Annotated in this window: 13 protein-coding genes; 4 read left to right on the plus strand and 9 right to left on the minus strand. The window is 65.5% G+C overall.

Annotated features, from left to right (window positions below):
* Positions 1 to 38 precede the first annotated feature (38 nt).
* A complete protein-coding gene (locus ACSQ9I_RS16080; protein WP_436313751.1) occupies positions 39 to 809 on the minus strand; it encodes an IclR family transcriptional regulator domain-containing protein in 771 nt (256 codons plus the stop codon).
* Positions 810 to 931: 122 nt separating this feature from the next.
* Here ACSQ9I_RS16080 and pobA point away from each other — a divergent pair, with 122 nt between their 5' ends.
* Positions 932 to 2,113, plus strand: coding sequence for a 4-hydroxybenzoate 3-monooxygenase (gene pobA, locus ACSQ9I_RS16085; protein WP_093108819.1), 1,182 nt, complete (start codon positions 932 to 934; stop codon positions 2,111 to 2,113).
* Positions 2,114 to 2,119: 6 nt separating this feature from the next.
* On the opposite strand, the gene ACSQ9I_RS16090 is transcribed toward pobA, so the two are convergent.
* Positions 2,120 to 4,450, minus strand: a complete 2,331-nt coding sequence (locus ACSQ9I_RS16090) for a xanthine dehydrogenase family protein molybdopterin-binding subunit (RefSeq protein ID WP_436304207.1) — start codon at positions 4,448 to 4,450, stop codon at positions 2,120 to 2,122.
* Between the two features lie 115 nt (positions 4,451 to 4,565).
* Here ACSQ9I_RS16090 and aat point away from each other — a divergent pair, with 115 nt between their 5' ends.
* The 3 genes from aat to ACSQ9I_RS16105 are packed head-to-tail and all read left to right on the plus strand — an operon-like array spanning position 4,566 to position 6,889.
* Positions 4,566 to 5,318 (plus strand): leucyl/phenylalanyl-tRNA--protein transferase, encoded by a 753-nt coding sequence (gene aat, locus ACSQ9I_RS16095; protein ID WP_436313752.1) that lies wholly within the window; start codon positions 4,566 to 4,568, stop codon positions 5,316 to 5,318.
* Positions 5,315 to 6,064 carry an arginyltransferase gene (locus tag ACSQ9I_RS16100; protein WP_436304209.1) on the plus strand — a complete coding sequence of 250 codons (750 nt, stop codon included), beginning with the start codon at positions 5,315 to 5,317 and terminating at the stop codon, positions 6,062 to 6,064. Before aat ends, ACSQ9I_RS16100 begins: the two co-directional genes overlap by 4 nt.
* A gap of 30 nt (positions 6,065 to 6,094) precedes the next feature.
* Positions 6,095 to 6,889, plus strand: a complete 795-nt coding sequence (locus tag ACSQ9I_RS16105; protein ID WP_436313753.1) for an IclR family transcriptional regulator — start codon at positions 6,095 to 6,097, stop codon at positions 6,887 to 6,889.
* An 18-nt stretch (positions 6,890 to 6,907) separates the two neighbouring features.
* Here ACSQ9I_RS16105 and ACSQ9I_RS16110 read toward each other — a convergent pair whose 3' ends face one another.
* The 7 genes from ACSQ9I_RS16110 to ACSQ9I_RS16140 form a co-directional block, all read right to left on the minus strand.
* On the minus strand, positions 6,908 to 8,071 hold the full coding sequence (locus tag ACSQ9I_RS16110) for a serine hydrolase (protein ID WP_436313754.1): 1,164 nt from the start codon (positions 8,069 to 8,071) through the stop codon (positions 6,908 to 6,910).
* A 116-nt stretch (positions 8,072 to 8,187) separates the two neighbouring features.
* Positions 8,188 to 9,726 carry a 2-isopropylmalate synthase gene (locus tag ACSQ9I_RS16115; RefSeq protein WP_093108825.1) on the minus strand — a complete coding sequence of 513 codons (1,539 nt, stop codon included), beginning with the start codon at positions 9,724 to 9,726 and terminating at the stop codon, positions 8,188 to 8,190.
* 17 nt (positions 9,727 to 9,743) lie between these two features.
* Positions 9,744 to 11,447: a 2-isopropylmalate synthase gene (leuA, locus tag ACSQ9I_RS16120; protein ID WP_436313755.1), complete on the minus strand. Its 1,704-nt coding sequence runs from the start codon at positions 11,445 to 11,447 to the stop codon at positions 9,744 to 9,746.
* Positions 11,448 to 11,627: 180 nt separating this feature from the next.
* Positions 11,628 to 12,452: a CDP-diacylglycerol--serine O-phosphatidyltransferase gene (pssA, locus tag ACSQ9I_RS16125; RefSeq protein WP_436313756.1), complete on the minus strand. Its 825-nt coding sequence runs from the start codon at positions 12,450 to 12,452 to the stop codon at positions 11,628 to 11,630.
* Positions 12,453 to 12,541: 89 nt separating this feature from the next.
* Positions 12,542 to 13,558, minus strand: coding sequence for a ketol-acid reductoisomerase (ilvC, locus tag ACSQ9I_RS16130; protein ID WP_093108828.1), 1,017 nt, complete (start codon positions 13,556 to 13,558; stop codon positions 12,542 to 12,544).
* 47 nt (positions 13,559 to 13,605) lie between these two features.
* A complete protein-coding gene (gene ilvN / locus ACSQ9I_RS16135) occupies positions 13,606 to 14,097 on the minus strand; it encodes an acetolactate synthase small subunit (RefSeq protein ID WP_093108829.1) in 492 nt (163 codons plus the stop codon).
* Positions 14,098 to 14,225: 128 nt separating this feature from the next.
* Complete coding sequence (locus ACSQ9I_RS16140; protein WP_093108830.1) at positions 14,226 to 16,001, minus strand: acetolactate synthase 3 catalytic subunit; 1,776 nt, start codon at positions 15,999 to 16,001, stop codon at positions 14,226 to 14,228.
* Positions 16,002 to 16,067 lie beyond the last annotated feature (66 nt).

The raw sequence follows: 16,067 nt of genomic DNA on the forward strand, positions 1-16,067 counted from the left end.
CGGTTCGAGATCGTAGCGGCGGCGAAGTTCAAGCGCGTTCACAGAAGCGCCCTGACCTCGCGCGCCGCCTCGAACAACAGCGGCAGCACGTCGCGGCGCAGCGCCTCTTCGGAGTGGCGCGTGCCCGACAGCACGACGTTGAGCGCCGCCACCGTGTGGCCCTGCATGTCGCGCAACGGCACCGCCAGCGCCTGCACGCCGAGCTCGTGTTCCTCGCTGGCAAAGCAGAAATCGTCCTTGCGCACCTGCGCGATGCGCTGGCGCAGCACGCGCGCCTGGGTGATGGTGCGCGGCGTGAGGCGCGGCAGGTTGCGGCCCTTGAGCCATTGCGTGAGCTGCGCCGCGCTCATGCCGGCGAGCAGCACGCGGCCGGTCGATGTCGCATGGGCCGGGAGGCGCGCCCCGAGGTGGAGGCCGTAGGCCAGCACGCGGGTCGGCGTGCCATAGCTGCCGCTGCGCGCGATGATGACCACCTCTTCGCCATCGAGCACCACGGCCGAGAAGGATTCGCCCGTCTGCGCCGCGAGCCGGTTGAGCGTGGGCTGCAGCGCGCGCGGCAGCCGCGACGACGCGAGGTAGCTGCCCGAGAAGCGCAGCACCTTCGGCGCCATCCAGAAATAGCTGCCGTCGGTTTCGAGGTAGCCGAGGTGCGCAAGCGTCAGCAGGTGGCGCCGGGCCGCGGCCCGCGTCAGGCCGGCGCGCTCGGCTGCCAGCGTGGCATTGAGGCGCTGGCGCTCGGTGTCGAAACTCTCGAGCACGGCCATGCCCTTGGCGATGCCCTCGATGAAGTCGGGTTTGGCTATGGTCATGGGCGCGAAGTGTTGCGCGATCATCGCGCAGGCCGCCTCATCATCGCACAGAGGATGGCATCGCGGCGAGCCGGGGAGTCCGCATCGTCCTACGCTTGAGGCCAAGCAATCAGGAGACACGCATGCGCACACAGGTCGCCATCATCGGCGCGGGCCCGGCCGGCCTCTTGCTCGGCCAGCTGCTCTACAAGGCCGGCATCGACAACATCATCATCGAGCGCCAGACCGGCGACTACGTGCTGGGCCGCATCCGGGCCGGCGTGCTGGAGCAGATCACGATGGACTTGCTCCAGCGCGCCGGCGTCGATGCGCGCGCCAAGGCCGAGGGCCTGCCGCACGAAGGCATCGAGCTGCTGTTCAAGGGCGCGCGCCATCGCATCGACATGCATGGCCTGACCGGCGGCAAGCAGGTCACGGTCTATGGCCAGACCGAGGTGACCCACGATCTGATGAATGCGCGCGAGGCAGAGGGCCTGACCACCATCTACGGCGCCTCGCCAGTCAGCCTGCATGACTTCGACACCGGGAAGCCCCGCGTGCGCTACGAGAAGGACGGTGCCACGCACGAGATCGAGTGCGACTTCATCGCCGGCTGCGACGGCTACCACGGCGTGAGCCGCGCCAGCGTGCCGGCCCAGGCGATCCACACCTACGAAAAGGTCTATCCCTTCGGCTGGCTCGGCGTGCTCGCCGATGTGCCGCCGGTATCGCACGAGCTGATCTACGCCAACACGCCGCGCGGCTTCGCGCTGTGCAGCATGCGCAGCGCCACGCGCAGCCGCTACTACGTGCAGGTGCCGGTCGAGGAGCGCGTGGAGAACTGGAGCGACGAGGCGTTCTGGAACGAGCTGCGCCTGCGCCTCGACCCCGAAGCGCGCGAGCGGCTCGTGACCGGCCCTTCGCTCGAAAAAAGCATCGCGCCGCTGCGCAGCTTCGTGGCCGAACCGATGCGCTTCGGCAGCCTGTTCCTGGCCGGCGACGCGGCCCATATCGTGCCGCCGACCGGCGCCAAGGGCCTGAACCTGGCGACGGCCGACGTCGGCTACCTGTCGCGCGCCTTCGAGATCTTCTACCGCGAACGCAGCGCCTCGGCGCTCGACCGCTACTCCGACCTGTGCCTGCGCCGGGTCTGGAAGGCCGAGCGCTTCTCGTGGTGGTTCACCTCGCTGATGCACCGCTTCCCGGAAACCGGGGAGTTCGGCCAGAAGATCCAGGAGGCCGAGCTCGACTACCTGGTGCACTCGCGCGCCGCCTCGACCTCGCTGGCGGAGAACTACGTGGGGCTGCCGCTGGAAGAGTTCTGAAGCGTTTCAGGGCCCCGGCTGCATGAGCGCCCACATGCGCGCGGGCGTGAGCGGCATGTCCAGGCGAGGCGTGAGCCCGGCCATGCCGTTGCGCGCCAGCGCATCGGCCACGGCATTGACGACTGCCGGCGTGGCGCCGATGGTGCCCAGCTCGCCCACGCCCTTCACGCCCAGCGGGTTGTTGAGGCAGGGCGTGCTCTGGTCCATCTCGGTCTTGAACATCGAGGCGATGATGTCGGCTCGCGGCGCGGCGTAGTCCATCAGGCTGCCGGTCAGCGGCTGGCCGGTTTCGATGTCGTAGACCACGCGCTCGCACAGCGCCTGGCCGATGCCCTGCACGGCGCCGCCTTCGAGCTGGCCGCGAACGATCATCGGGTTGACCACGCGGCCGACGTCGTTGACCGAGGCATAGGCCAGCACGCTCACATCGCCGGTGGGCGGGTCGATCTCGACCTCGCAGATGTGGCAGCCGTTGGGCCAGGTCGGGCCGGCGACGGCGCTGGTGGAGTCGACGAAGATCTGCCGATCCGGCTGGCGTCCGGCCAGGGTGAACAGGTCGAGCTGCAGATCGGTGCCGGCGACCTTGAAAACGCCGGCCGCGTAGCTGAGGTCGGCAGGCGCGACTTCGAGCTCCTGCGCGGCAAGCGCCTTCGCCTTGTCGATGGTGCGCTCGGCACCGACGCGAACGGCCGAGCCGCCGGTGAAGAGCGAACGCGAGCCGGCGCTGCCGAAGCCGTCGCCGCGGTCGGTGTCGCCCAGCACGATGCGCACTTTCTCGATCGGCACGCCGAAGGCATCGACCGCCAGTTGCGCCAGCGTGGTCGCGATGCCCTGCCCCATGGCGTTGACGGCGGAGAACACCTCGATGACGCCGTCGGCCTGCACCGAGACCGTCACGCGCTCCTCGAACACGTTGCCGCCGGTCCATTCGAGGAAGGTGGCGATGCCGAGCCCGCGCAACCGGCCCTGGCGCTTGGACTGCGCCGCGCGCGCATCGAATCCCTGCCAATCAGCCAGCTTCAGCGCCTGGTCCATCACCGACTCGAACTTGCCGGTGTCGTAGGTCTGCTGCATCGGGTTCGTGTAGGGCATCTGCGCCGGCTGGATGAAGTTGCGCCGGCGCAGCTCGATGCGGTCGATGCCGGTCTGCCGCGCGGCCTCGTCCATCAGCCGCTCGATGGTGTAGATCGCCTCCGGCCGGCCGGCGCCCCGGTAGGCGCCCGTCGGCGCGGTATGGGTCAGCACCGCATGGAAATGGAAGTCGATGGTCTGGATGTCGTAGACGCTGGTCTGCACCCAGGGGCCGATCAGGAGCTGGATCACGACGCCGGTGCCGCCCGCGTAGGCGCCGACGTTGGCCAGGGTCCTGATGCGCAGCCCGAGAATCTTGCCCCTGGCGTCGAGCGCCAGCTCCGCATGGGCCTCGATGTCGCGGCCATGCCAGCTCGAAAGGAATTCCTCGCTGCGGTCGGCCACCCACTTCACCGGCCGCCGCACCGCGCGCGCGGCAAAGGCCACGACGATGTCTTCCGGGTAGGCGCTGGTCTTCATGCCGAAGCCGCCGCCGACATCGCCCACCACCACGCGCACCTGCTCCTTGGGCAGGCCGATCGCGTCGCAGACCGAATTGCGCACGCCCGAGGGCATCTGGGTGCTCATGCGCAGGGTGATGCGTTCCGAGGCGGCGTCGAAATCGGCCAGCACCGAGCGCGGCTCGATCGTGAGCGCGACCACCCGCTGGTTGACGACGTCGAGCGCGACCACATGGCTGGCCTTGGCGAAGGCGGCGCTCGTCGCTTCCCTGCTGCCGTGGCGCATCTCGGCGGCGATGTTGCCGGTGGCCTCGTCCCAAACCAGGGGCGCGCCATCCGCCGTCGCGCCGGCGAGGTCGACCACCATCGGCAGCGCTTCGTAGTCGACCATCACCGCCTCGGCCGCATCGCGCGCCTCGCGCGCGGTTTCAGCGATCACGGCAGCGACCGGCTCGCCGACGAAACGAACCCGGTCGAGCGCCAGCACATGCCGCGGCGGCGCCGCGCAGTCGGTGCCGTCGGCGCGCGTGAAGCCCGCGGCGCCCGGCAGGGGCTTGACGCCGGCGCCGTGCAGCTCCGCACCGGTGAGGATGCGCAGCACGCCTGGCATGGCGGCGGCCGACGCGGTGTCGACCGACGCCAGCCGCGCGTGCGGATACGGGGAACGGACGAAGGCCAGAAAGGTCTGATTCGGTAGCGTGACGTCGTCGGTGAAACGCCCGGCGCCGGCCAGGAGGCTTTCATCTTCGAGTCGTCGAACGGCTTGGCCGCTGCCGAAGCGCATGGGATTGGTTTCTGTGCTCACCGTGGTCCTTTTTGCTTTGAGCGATGGCTGCGAATGCGGGAACGACTATAGGGGCTTCAGGCAAATTCGGCTTGCGACGACAGCGCGTCTGCGGAAGCCGTGTATACCTTCGACCATGCAACTGCCCTGGCTTGCCCCTGGTGACCCCCTGCCCGATGCCGCTTCGGCCTGGGGCGAATCCGACCCCGTGCCCGGCCTTCTGGCCGCAGGTGGCGGGCTCGATGTCGCCAGCCTCCTTCACGCCTACGCCAACGGCATCTTCCCGTGGTTCAGCGATGGCCAGCCGATCCTCTGGTGGAGCCCGGATCCGCGAATGGTGCTCGAAACCGCCGGCTTCAGGCTCCACCGTTCGCTGCGCAAGACGCTGGAGCGTTTCCGCGCCACCGCGGGCTGCGAGATCCGCATCGACCACCGGTTTGAGACGGTGATCGATGCCTGCTCGCAGGCGCCGCGCATCGGCCAGACCGGCACCTGGATCCTGCCCGAGATGGTGCGCGCCTACACGGATCTGCACCGCGCCGGCCATGCGCACAGCGTCGAAACCTGGATCGACGGCGAACTCGCGGGCGGCCTGTACTGCGTGGCAGTCGGCCGCGCAGTCTTCGGCGAATCGATGTTCGCCCGCCGGCCCGACGCTTCCAAGATCGCGCTGGCGGCCCTGGTCTCGTTCTGCCGGCGGCACGGGATCGCGATGATCGATTGCCAGCAGAACACGGGCCACCTCGCCAGCCTGGGCGCACACGAGGTGCCGCGCGAACGTTTCCTGTCGCATGTGGCCGACGCACGCCTGCAAGCAGGCCCGGCGTGGCGTTTCGAGCCCGTATACTGGTCCGAACTCCTGCCTGCGCGACCTTCCTTCACGACGTGACGCACCTCAAGGATCTCCCGCTCCACACGCTGCAGTTCTACGCGACAGCGCCCTATCCGTGCAGCTACCTGCCGGACAGGCAGGCGCGCTCGCAGGTCGCGACGCCGAGCCACCTGATCCACAACGACGCGTACTCGGACCTGGTGCTCGCCGGCTTCCGGCGCAGCGGAATGTTCACCTACAGGCCGCATTGCGACGGCTGCAGCGCCTGCATACCGCTGCGCGTACTGGCGAGCGAGTTCAAGCCCAATCGCAGCCAGCGCCGTGCCTTGGCACGCCATGCCGATCTGCAGGCCCGCGTGCTCAAGCTCTGCTTCGTGCCCGAGCACTACCAGCTCTACCTGCGCTACCAGAACGGCCGCCATGCCGGCGGCGGCATGGATCACGACAGCATCGACCAGTACACCCAGTTCCTGCTGCAAAGCAGGGTCAACTCGCGGCTGGTGGAGTTTCGCGAAACCCGGCCGGACGGCAGCGCGGGCGCCTTGAAGATGGTGTCGATCCTCGACGTGCTGAACGACGGAATCTCTGCGGTCTACACCTTCTACGAGCCCGAGGCGGGCGCGGGCTACGGCAACTACAGCGTGCTGTGGCAGATCGAGCAGGCCCGCAAGCTGGGCCTCGCCCACGTCTATCTCGGCTACTGGATCGAGGGCAGCGCCAAGATGAACTACAAGGCCCGTTTTGCCCCGCATGAAGTGCTGATCGACGGCCGCTGGCAAGCGCCGACCCATTTCACCAAGTAAAATGGCAGCCGGTTCCACACCGCGTTGCCCATGAGAAAACACCAATCAGACGTTCCTGCCGTGCCCGTCATCCAAGTGATCGAGCGCATGTTCGCGCTGATCGACGTCTTGGCATCCCGGGAAGACGCCATCTCTCTGAAGGAAATCAGCGAGAAGACGGGCTTGCACCCGTCCACCACCCATCGCATCCTGAACGACCTGGCGGTCGGCCGCTTCGTCGACCGGCCGGAGGCCGGCAGCTACCGGCTCGGCATGCGCCTGCTGGAGCTCGGGAACCTGGTCAAGGGTCGGCTCAACGTGCGCGATGCCGCGATGGCGCCGATGCGGGAACTGCACAAGCTCACGCAGCAGCCGGTGAACCTCAGCATGCGGCAGGGTGACGAGATCGTCTATATAGAGCGCGCCTACAGCGAGCGCTCGGGCATGCAGGTGGTGCGCGCCATCGGCGGCCGGGCGCCGCTGCACCTGACTTCCACCGGCAAGCTGTTCCTCGCGCTCGACGAACCCCAGCGGGTGCGCAGCTACGCCACGCGAACCGGCCTGGCCGGCCACACGCGCAACAGCATCACGCAGCTGCCGGCACTGGAGCGCGAGCTTTCCAAGGCGCGCCAGTACGGCATCGCCCGCGACAACGAGGAGCTCGAGCTCGGCGTGCGCTGCATGGCCGCAGGCATCTACGACGATCAGGGCAAGCTGGTTGCGGGGTTGTCGATCTCGGCGCCGGCAGACCGGCTCGACGACGGGTGGCTGCCGAAACTGCAGGCCACCGCCAACGAAATCTCGAGCGCGCTCGGCTACAACGCGAACACGCCCGCTTCGGCCTGATCGCCAGGCCGGCGCGGCTCAGCCCGCAACGTGCGTTGCGACGGCCTGCTGCTGCGCAGCCGGATTCACCATGTTGTGGGTGGCTTCGACCCATCGGCGAACGCGCTCGGCATCGCCGATGCGGCCGAACTTGCCGGCCGAGTCGAGGAACACCATGATCAGCTTGCGCCCGGCGATCTTGGTCTGCATCACGAGGCATTGGCCGGCTTCCGAGATGTAGCCGGTCTTCTGCACGCCGATGTCCCAGTCCGGATTCTTGACCAGGCGATTCGTGGTGTTGTACTGCAGCACGCGGCTGCCGACTTCGACCTGGTACTCGGGCGAGGTGGAGAGCTGGCGCACCGTGGCGTCGGCATAGGCGGCATTGACCAGCAGGGCCAGGTCTTGCGCACTCGACTGATTGCGGCTCGAGAGCCCAGTGGGCTCGACGTAGCGCGTGTCCTTCATGCCGAGCATCTTGGCCTTGGCGTTCATGACGCTCACGAAGGTGGCGAGGCCGCCCGGATAGGTGCGCCCGAGCGCGTGCGCCGCGCGGTTTTCGCTCGACATCAATGCCAGGTGCAGAAGTTCGCCGCGCGGCAGCGTGGTGCCGACCGTCAGGCGTGAGCGGCTTCCTTTTTCGGTGTCGACGTCATCCTGGCTGATGGTGATCAGTTCGTCGGAAGGAAGGCGCGCCTCGCTGATGATCAACCCCGTCATGAGCTTGGTCAGCGAAGCGATGGGCAGCACTGCGTGGTCGTTCTTGCTGAAGAGCACTTCGCGCGTGTCTTGGTCGATCACCAGCGCGACGCTGGATTTCAGGTCGAGCGCATCTTCGGTGCTGTGCAGGCCGGCCAGCTGGCCGAAAGACTGCCGCGCCTCGACCACACGCACCACCGACCGCCGCTGCACCGCCACCACCGTCTTGCCGCCCCGCTTGCGGATCGAAGCCACCACGTTGCGCCCGCCGCTCACGACGCGGTCGGCCTTGTCGTCATCCTTGACGCTGTGTTTCGATGCCGACTTGGCGCTGCTGCGCTTGCTGTCGGCACTCACCTGCTGGACCTTCTTGCCTGCCGGCGGCTTCTTGGCTGCCTCTGCTGCGGGCAGCAAAAACGCCGTGGCGCAGAGCGCGACGGCGATGAGGCGGAATGCAGGAAGAAACCGCTGGCTGGAAACTCGGCAGGAACGGGCTTCGGGCATCAAAAACTCTCCAGCGGGACGAATAGAAACCGCAGTGTATCCAAATCAAAAAAGGCACGCAATATCAGTTACTTGCATCCCTTTCTTCATTAGAACCAAAGGATCCGTCGCAAGAACTAACCTTGTGCCGCCACTCTCTCAGCTTGGCTCTGTAACTTGTTGAGCGCACTCAAATAAGCCTTGGCCGATGCCACCACGATGTCCGGATCGGCCCCCACGCCATTGACGACCCGGCCCGCATTCTGCAAACGCACCGTGACTTCGCCCTGACTCTCCGTCGATCCGCTGATGGCATTGACCGAATACAGCACCATCTCCGCCCCGCTCTTCACGTGGGCCTCGATGGCCTTCAGCGAAGCATCAACCGGGCCATTGCCATCCGACTCGCTCGTGACCTCCTTGCCATGCACCGTGAAAACGATTCGCGCCTGGGGCCGCTCGCCGGTTTCGCTGTGCTGCGACAAGGATACAAAACTAAACTGCTCCGCAACGTGCGAATGCTCCTCGGCGCTTACAAGTGCAAGGATATCTTCGTCAAATATTTCACTTTTTCGATCGGCGAGTTCTTTGAAGTGCGCGAACGCGGCGTTGATGTCGGCCTCGCTCTCCATCGTTACGCCGAGTTCCTGCAGGCGCTGCTTGAAGGCGTTGCGGCCGCTCAGCTTGCCGAGCACGATCTTGTTGGCGGTCCAGCCCACATCCTCGGCGCGCATGATCTCGTAAGTGTCGCGCGCCTTGAGCACGCCATCCTGGTGGATGCCCGATGCGTGGGCGAAGGCATTGGCGCCTACCACCGCCTTGTTGGGCTGCACCACGAAACCGGTGGTCTGGCTGACCATGCGGCTGGCGGCCAAGATGTGTCGGGTGTCGATGCCGAGATCGAGGCCGAAGTAGTCCTTTCGTGTCTTCACGGCCATCACGATCTCTTCGAGCGAGCAGTTGCCGGCACGCTCGCCAAGGCCGTTGATGGTGCACTCGACCTGCCGCGCGCCGCCGATCTTCACGCCCGCCAGCGAGTTGGCGACCGCCATGCCCAGGTCGTTGTGGCAGTGCACGGACCAGACGGCCTTGTCGCTGTTCGGGATGCGCTCGCGCAGTGTCTTGATGAAGTTGCCGTAGAGCTCCGGCACCGCGTAGCCGACGGTGTCGGGCACGTTGATGGTGGTCGCGCCCTCGTGGATGACGGCTTCCAGCACGCGGCACAGGAAGTCGACGTCGCTGCGGTAGCCGTCCTCCGGGCTGAACTCGACGTCGCCCACCAGGTTGCGCGCGAACCGCACGGCAAGCTTGGCCTGCTCGAACACTTCGTCGGGCGACATGCGCAGCTTCTTCTCCATGTGCAGCGGCGAGGTCGCGATGAAGGTGTGGATGCGGCCGCTGGCAGCGCCCTTCAGGGCTTCGGCCGCGCGCGAGATGTCGCGGTCGTTGGCCCGCGACAGGCCGCACACCGTCGACTCCTTGATCGCGTTGGCGATCGCCATGACGGCTTCGAAATCACCGTTCGAACTGGCCGGAAAGCCCGCCTCGATGACGTCGACCCGCAGGCGCTCGAGCTGGCGCGCGATGCGCAGTTTTTCGTCCTTGGTCATCGAGGCACCCGGCGACTGCTCGCCGTCGCGCAAGGTGGTGTCGAAAATGATGAGTTTGTCGGCCATCGTGGATCTCCTTCTTGTCAGGCGGCTTCAGCCATGGATTGTGCGCTGCGTGCGCCCTGTGCCCGGGCCCGCTCGAGGCCCGAAACGATCGCCTTGAGCGAAGCCGAGATGATGTTCGCGTCCATGCCGACGCCGAACAGAGTCTGCGCCTCGTCGACCCGCAGTTCGAGATAGGCCACCGCCTGCGCATCGGCCCCGGCACCGATCGCATGCTGGTGATAGTCGATCACGCGGATCGAGTGCCCGGTGGCGCCGGCCAAAGCATGGATGAAGGCATCGATGGGCCCGTTGCCGCGGCCTTCGATCTTTCGAGTTTCACCCTCCCACGGCAGGTCGGCGCGCAGCACCACGGACGCGTCGGCACCCTCGCCATGCTCTTCGAGCACGCGGTGCTGCGGGCCCGTCTCGCCCTGGATGCGGTACTCGCGCTCGAACAGCTGCCAGAGGTCGGCCGCCGTGAGCTCCTTTCCGGCAACGTCCATCACGCGCTGCACGGTCTGGCTGAACTCCATCTGCAGGCGACGCGGCAGTTCAAGCCCGTACTCGCTTTCGAGCAGGTAGGCGATGCCGCCCTTGCCCGACTGGCTATTGACGCGGATCACGGCTTCGTAGCTGCGGCCCACGTCCTTGGGATCGATCGGCAGGTAAGGCATGTCCCAGATGTCGCCGTCCTTGCGCGCGGCGAAGGCCTTCCTGATGGCATCCTGATGCGAACCGGAAAAGGAGGTGTAGACCAGATCGCCCACGTACGGATGGCGCGGATGCACCGGCAATTGATTGCAATGCTCGACGGCCGTCCGGATCTCGTCGATGTTCGAGAAGTCGAGTCCGGGCGATACGCCTTGCGTGTAGAGGTTGAGCGCCACGTTCACCAGGTCGAGATTGCCGGTGCGCTCGCCGTTGCCGAACAGGCAGCCTTCGATCCGGTCTGCTCCCGCCATCAGCGCGAACTCGCCGGCCGCTGTGCCCGTGCCGCGGTCGTTGTGCGGATGCACCGACAGCACGATCGCATCGCGGCGTGCGAGGTGGCGGTGCATCCATTCGATCATGTCCGCGAAGATGTTCGGCGTCGAATGCTCGACCGTCGAAGGCAGGTTGACGATGCACTTGCGCTCGGGCGTCGGCGCCCAGACCTCGGTGACCGCATCCACCACCCGCTTGGAGAAAGCGAGGTCGGTGCCGGAGAACATTTCTGGCGAGTACTGGAAGGTCCACTCGGTCGCCGGCTGCTTGGCGGCGAGCTCGTTGAACATGCGCGCATGCGTGGTCGCCAGCTCGACGATCTGGTCTTCGTCCATGCCGAGCACCACGCGGCGCATGACCGGCGCCACGGCGTTGTAGAGGTGCACGATCGCGCGCGGTGCGCCTTGCAGCGATTCGAAGGTGCGCTCGATCAGGTGGTCGCGAGCCTGCGTGAGCACCTGGATCGTCACATCGTCGGGAATGCGGTCTTCCTCGATCAGCTTGCGCACGAAATCGAACTCGACCTGCGAGGCCGAAGGAAAGCCGACCTCGATCTCCTTGAACCCGATCGCCGCCAGCATCTCGAACATGCGCATCTTGCGAGCGATGTCCATCGGCTCCACCAGCGCCTGGTTACCGTCTCGCAGGTCGGTCGACAGCCAGATCGGAGCCTGGGTCAGCACGGCATCGGGCCAGGTGCGGTCCTTGAGGCCGATGGGTGCAAAGGCGCGGTACTTGCGGTCGGGTTGCTTCAACATCTGGTATTTCTCGCTTGGTTGGAGGATCAACCAGCAACCCCAAAACAAACGGCCCGTTGCTGGTGCGAACGGGCCGTGGTCAGGGATTTGCGCGTGCGCTACCGACTCCGCCCGTAGGGGATCAGTAGTAGGGCCAGCGAAATCTTGTTCATGGGAGCGGGGAATGTAGCACAGCCCGAATCACTTGTGCAGGCCGCGCTCGTCGGGCTCGTCGGTCGAGGTGCTGATCACGCTCACATGCTGGCCCTTGGCTTTGCGCCAGCCATAGACCGCGTAGCCACTCAATCCGTAGGCCACGAAGATGCCGAACAGCACCGTCGGCGGATGGATATTGACGACTGCGATGGCGAGCGCGATCAGCACGATCACGGCAAATGGCACGCTCTTCTTCACCTGGATGTCCTTGAAGCTGTAGAACGGCGCGTTGGTCACCATCGACAGGCCCGCATAGAGCGTGAAGCCGAAGGTGATCCAGGTGATCTGATGCCAGGAGAGATACAGCACCTCGCCGCCGCGCTTGCCCCATTCGGTCATGAGCCAGATGAAGCCGGCCACCAAGGCCGCCGCCGCCGGCGAGGGCAAGCCCTGGAACCAGCGCTTGTCGACCACGCCGGTGTTGACGTTGAAACGCGCCAAGCGCAAGGCCGCGCAGGCGCAGTAGACGAATGCCGCGATCCAGCCCCAGCGGCCGAGGCCCTTGAGCGACCATTCGTAGGCGATCAAGGCCGGCGCGGCGCCGAAGGACACCATGTCGGACAGCGAATCCATCTGTTCGCCGAAGGCGCTCTGGGTGTTGGTCATGCGCGCGACGCGGCCGTCGAGGCTGTCGAGGATCATGGCGGCGAACACACCGAGCGCCGCGAGATCGAAGCGCGCATTCATGGCCATCACCACCGAATAGAAGCCGCCGAAAAGCGCCGCCAGCGTGAACAGGTTCGGCAGGATGTAGATGCCCTTGCGGCGCTTGCGCGGCGCAACTTCGTCGGGGAGCGTGTCGTCATGCATGGATCGGTGGCAGTGTAGTTCAGCCGCTCGCGCGGCATCAAAGAAAAAGGGCCACCGCGCGGGTGGCCCTTGTCGAGGCGAAAGCCGGATCAGTTGCGGGTCTGGTCAACCAGCTTGTTCTTCTTGATCCAGGGCATCATCGCGCGCAGCTTCTCGCCGACCACCTCGATTTGATGCTCGGAATTCAGGCGACGGCGGCTGATCAGCGTGGGCGCACCGCCCGCGTTCTCCAGCACGAAGCTCTTGGCGTATTCGCCGGTCTGGATGTCCTTCAAGACCTGCTTCATGACCTTCTTGGTTTCGTCGGTCACGATGCGCGGACCCGTCACGTACTCGCCGTACTCGGCGTTGTTCGAGATCGAGTAGTTCATGTTGGCGATGCCGCCTTCATAGATCAGGTCGACGATCAGCTTCAGCTCGTGCAGGCACTCGAAGTAGGCCATCTCGGGCGCGTAACCGGCTTCCACCAGCGTCTCGAAACCGGCCTTGATCAACTCGACGGTACCGCCGCAGAGCACGGCCTGTTCGCCGAACAGATCGGTCTCGGTTTCTTCGCGGAAGTTGGTTTCGATGATGCCGGCCTTGCCGCCACCGTTGGCGGTGGCGTAGGACAGGGCCAGATCGCGCGCCTTGCCGGTCCTGTCGGCGTGCACCGCGATCAGGTGCGGCACGCCGCCGCCCTGCGTGTAGGTGCTGCGCACGGTGTGGCCGGGGGCCTTGGGGGCGACCATCCAGACGTCGAGGTCGGCGCGCGGCTGCACGAAGCCGTAGTGCACGTTGAAGCCGTGCGCGAACACGAGCGAAGCGCCCTGCTTGATGTTCGGAGCGACGTCGTTCTTGTAGACGTTGGCGATCTGCTCGTCGGGCAAGAGGATCATGACCACGTCGGCCGACTTCACGGCGTCCGCCACTTCGGCGACCTTGAGGCCGGCCTTCTCGACCTTGGGCCAGGAAGCGCCGCCCTTGCGCAGGCCGACGACGACCTTCACGCCGCTGTCGTTGAGGTTCTGCGCGTGCGCATGACCCTGGCTGCCGTAGCCGATGATCGCGACCGTCTTGCCCTTGATGAGGCTCAGATCGGCGTCCTTGTCGTAATAGACCTTCATGATGGTTGCTCCTTCGTAGATTCGGTGGATGTGAAACGGGCTTTGTGTCAGACGCGCAGGACGCGTTCACCGCGGCCTATGCCGCTGGCGCCGGTGCGAACGGTTTCGAGAATGGCGCCGCGGTCGATGGCCTCGAGAAAGGCGTCGTTCTTGCCATGGTCGCCGGTGAGCTCGATGGTGTAGCTCTTGTCGGTTACGTCGATGATGCGGCCGCGGAAGATTTCCGCCATGCGCATCATCTCTTCGCGCTCCTTGCCGACCGCGCGCACCTTCACCATCATGAGCTCGCGCTCGGTGTAGGCGCCTTCGGTCAGGTCGACGACCTTGACGACTTCGATCAGGCGGTTCAGGTGCTTGGTGATCTGCTCGATCACGTCGTCGGAACCGGCCGTGACGATGGTCATGCGCGACAGGCTCGCGTCTTCAGTGGGCGCGACGGTCAGCGATTCAATGTTGTAGCCACGGGCCGAGAACAGGCCCACGACGCGGGAGAGTGCACCGGGCTCGTTTTCGAGCAGCACGGCAATGATGTGTTTCATGTCAGCAGGACTCCTCTTTTCGCCGCCCTCCCCCGCACACGGTAATGCGCAGGCTCGACGGACAATAGATTGATCCGAAAAAGTTAATGAAGGGGCCGGTCCGCATCGCGGATCGGCTTATCGTCTGTTTACAGGTCTTCCGAACCGAGGAGCATCTCGGTGATGCCCATGCCGGCCTTGACCATCGGGAACACGTTCTCGGTGGGGTCGGTGCGGAAATCCATGAACACGGTGCGGTCCTTGAGCTTGCGCGCCTCGCGCAGCGCGGGCTCCACGTCCTGCGGGCGTTCGATCAGCATGCCGACGTGGCCGTAGGCCTCGGCCAGTTTCACGAAATTGGGCAGCGCATCCATGTAGCTGTGGCTGTAGCGGCCCGAATACTCGATCTCCTGCCATTGCCGCACCATGCCGAGATAGCGGTTGTTGAGCGAGCAGATCTTGATCGGCGTGTTGTACTGCAGGCAGGTCGAGAGTTCCTGGATGCACATCTGCACCGAGCCTTCGCCCGTGATGCAGAACACTTCCGACTCGGGTTTGGCGAGCTTGATGCCCATCGCGTAGGGGATGCCCACGCCCATGGTGCCCAGGCCGCCCGAATTGATCCAGCGCCGCGGCTCGTCGAAGCGGTAGTACTGGGCGGCCCACATCTGGTGCTGGCCGACGTCCGAGGTGATGTACGTGTCGGCGTCCTTGGTCATGTTCCAGAGGGTCTCGACCACGTACTGCGGCTTGATCACGTCCTTGTTGCCGCGGTCGTACTTGAGGCAGTCCTTGCTGCGCCAGCCCTCGATGGTGTCCCACCAGCCGGAGAGCGCCGCCGCGTCGGGCTTGGTGTTGCTCTCCTTGATCATCGAGATCAGCTCGCTCAGCACATCCTTCACGTCGCCGACGATCGGGATGTCGACCCGGACGCGCTTCGAGATGCTCGACGGGTCGATGTCGATGTGGATGATCTTGCGTTCGTTCTGAGCGAAGTGCTTCGGATTGCCGATCACGCGGTCGTCGAAGCGCGCACCGACGGCCAGCAGCACGTCGCAGTTCTGCATCGCGTTGTTGGCTTCGATGGTGCCGTGCATGCCCAGCATGCCGAGGAATTTGCGGTCGCTGGCCGGATAGGCGCCGAGCCCCATCAGCGTATTGGTGACCGGGTAGCCGAGCATGTCGACCAGCGTGCGCAGCTCGTTCGTGGCGTTGCCGAGCAGCACGCCGCCGCCGGTGTAGATGTAGGGTCGCTTGGCGTTCAGCAGCAACTGCAGCGCTTTGCGGATCTGGCCGCCATGGCCTTTGCGCACCGGGTTGTAGGAGCGCATCTCGACCTTGTCGGGGTAGCCGTTGTAGCTGACCTTCTTGAAGGACACGTCCTTCGGCACATCCACCACCACCGGGCCGGGACGGCCGCTGCGCGCGATGTGGAAGGCCTTTTTCATCGTCATGGCCAGATCCTTGGGATCCTTGACGAGGAAGTTGTGCTTGACGATCGGCCGCGTGATGCCCACGGTGTCGCATTCCTGGAATGCGTCGAGCCCGATCGCCGCCGTCGGCACCTGGCCCGAGATGATCACCATCGGGATGCTGTCCATGTAAGCAGTCGCAATACCGGTGACCGCATTGGTCAAGCCGGGCCCCGAGGTCACCAGCGCCACGCCGACGTCGCCGGTCGCGCGTGCGTAGCCGTCGGCGGCGTGGACTGCGGCCTGCTCGTGACGCACCAGCACGTGCTGGATCGTGTCCTGTTTGTAGAACGCGTCGTAAATGTAGAGAACCGCGCCGCCGGGATAGCCCCAGACGTACTTCACGCCTTCGGCCTGCAGTGCCTTGACCAGCACTTCGGCGCCCATGAGTTCCTGCGTTTGACTGCCGGTGACGGCTGCTGCGGAAGCGAGTTCCGCCTTCGAGATTTCCATGATGAACCTTTGCGTTTTTTCGGGAACGAAAAACCTTGGGTGCTCCTTCGCAAGCTCTTGTGAAGC

Origin of the sequence: Variovorax sp. LjRoot84 (genome assembly GCF_964254305.1) — a bacterium.
GTDB lineage: Bacteria > Pseudomonadota > Gammaproteobacteria > Burkholderiales > Burkholderiaceae_C > Variovorax.

Excerpts from the sequence above, each read along its gene's own strand:
- ACSQ9I_RS16105 (WP_436313753.1), top strand. The coding sequence starts at position 6,095 with ATGAGAAAACACCAATCAGACGTTCCTGCCGTGCCCGTCATCCAAGTG.
- ACSQ9I_RS16080 (WP_436313751.1), bottom strand. The coding sequence starts at position 809 with ATGACCATAGCCAAACCCGACTTCATCGAGGGCATCGCCAAGGGCATG.
- ACSQ9I_RS16115 (WP_093108825.1), bottom strand. The coding sequence starts at position 9,726 with ATGGCCGACAAACTCATCATTTTCGACACCACCTTGCGCGACGGCGAG.
- aat (WP_436313752.1), top strand. The coding sequence starts at position 4,566 with ATGCAACTGCCCTGGCTTGCCCCTGGTGACCCCCTGCCCGATGCCGCT.
- ACSQ9I_RS16110 (WP_436313754.1), bottom strand. The coding sequence starts at position 8,071 with ATGCCCGAAGCCCGTTCCTGCCGAGTTTCCAGCCAGCGGTTTCTTCCT.
- ilvN (WP_093108829.1), bottom strand. The coding sequence starts at position 14,097 with ATGAAACACATCATTGCCGTGCTGCTCGAAAACGAGCCCGGTGCACTC.
- ilvC (WP_093108828.1), bottom strand. The coding sequence starts at position 13,558 with ATGAAGGTCTATTACGACAAGGACGCCGATCTGAGCCTCATCAAGGGC.
- pssA (WP_436313756.1), bottom strand. The coding sequence starts at position 12,452 with ATGCATGACGACACGCTCCCCGACGAAGTTGCGCCGCGCAAGCGCCGC.
- pobA (WP_093108819.1), top strand. The coding sequence starts at position 932 with ATGCGCACACAGGTCGCCATCATCGGCGCGGGCCCGGCCGGCCTCTTG.
- leuA (WP_436313755.1), bottom strand. The coding sequence starts at position 11,447 with ATGTTGAAGCAACCCGACCGCAAGTACCGCGCCTTTGCACCCATCGGC.
- ACSQ9I_RS16140 (WP_093108830.1), bottom strand. The coding sequence starts at position 16,001 with ATGGAAATCTCGAAGGCGGAACTCGCTTCCGCAGCAGCCGTCACCGGC.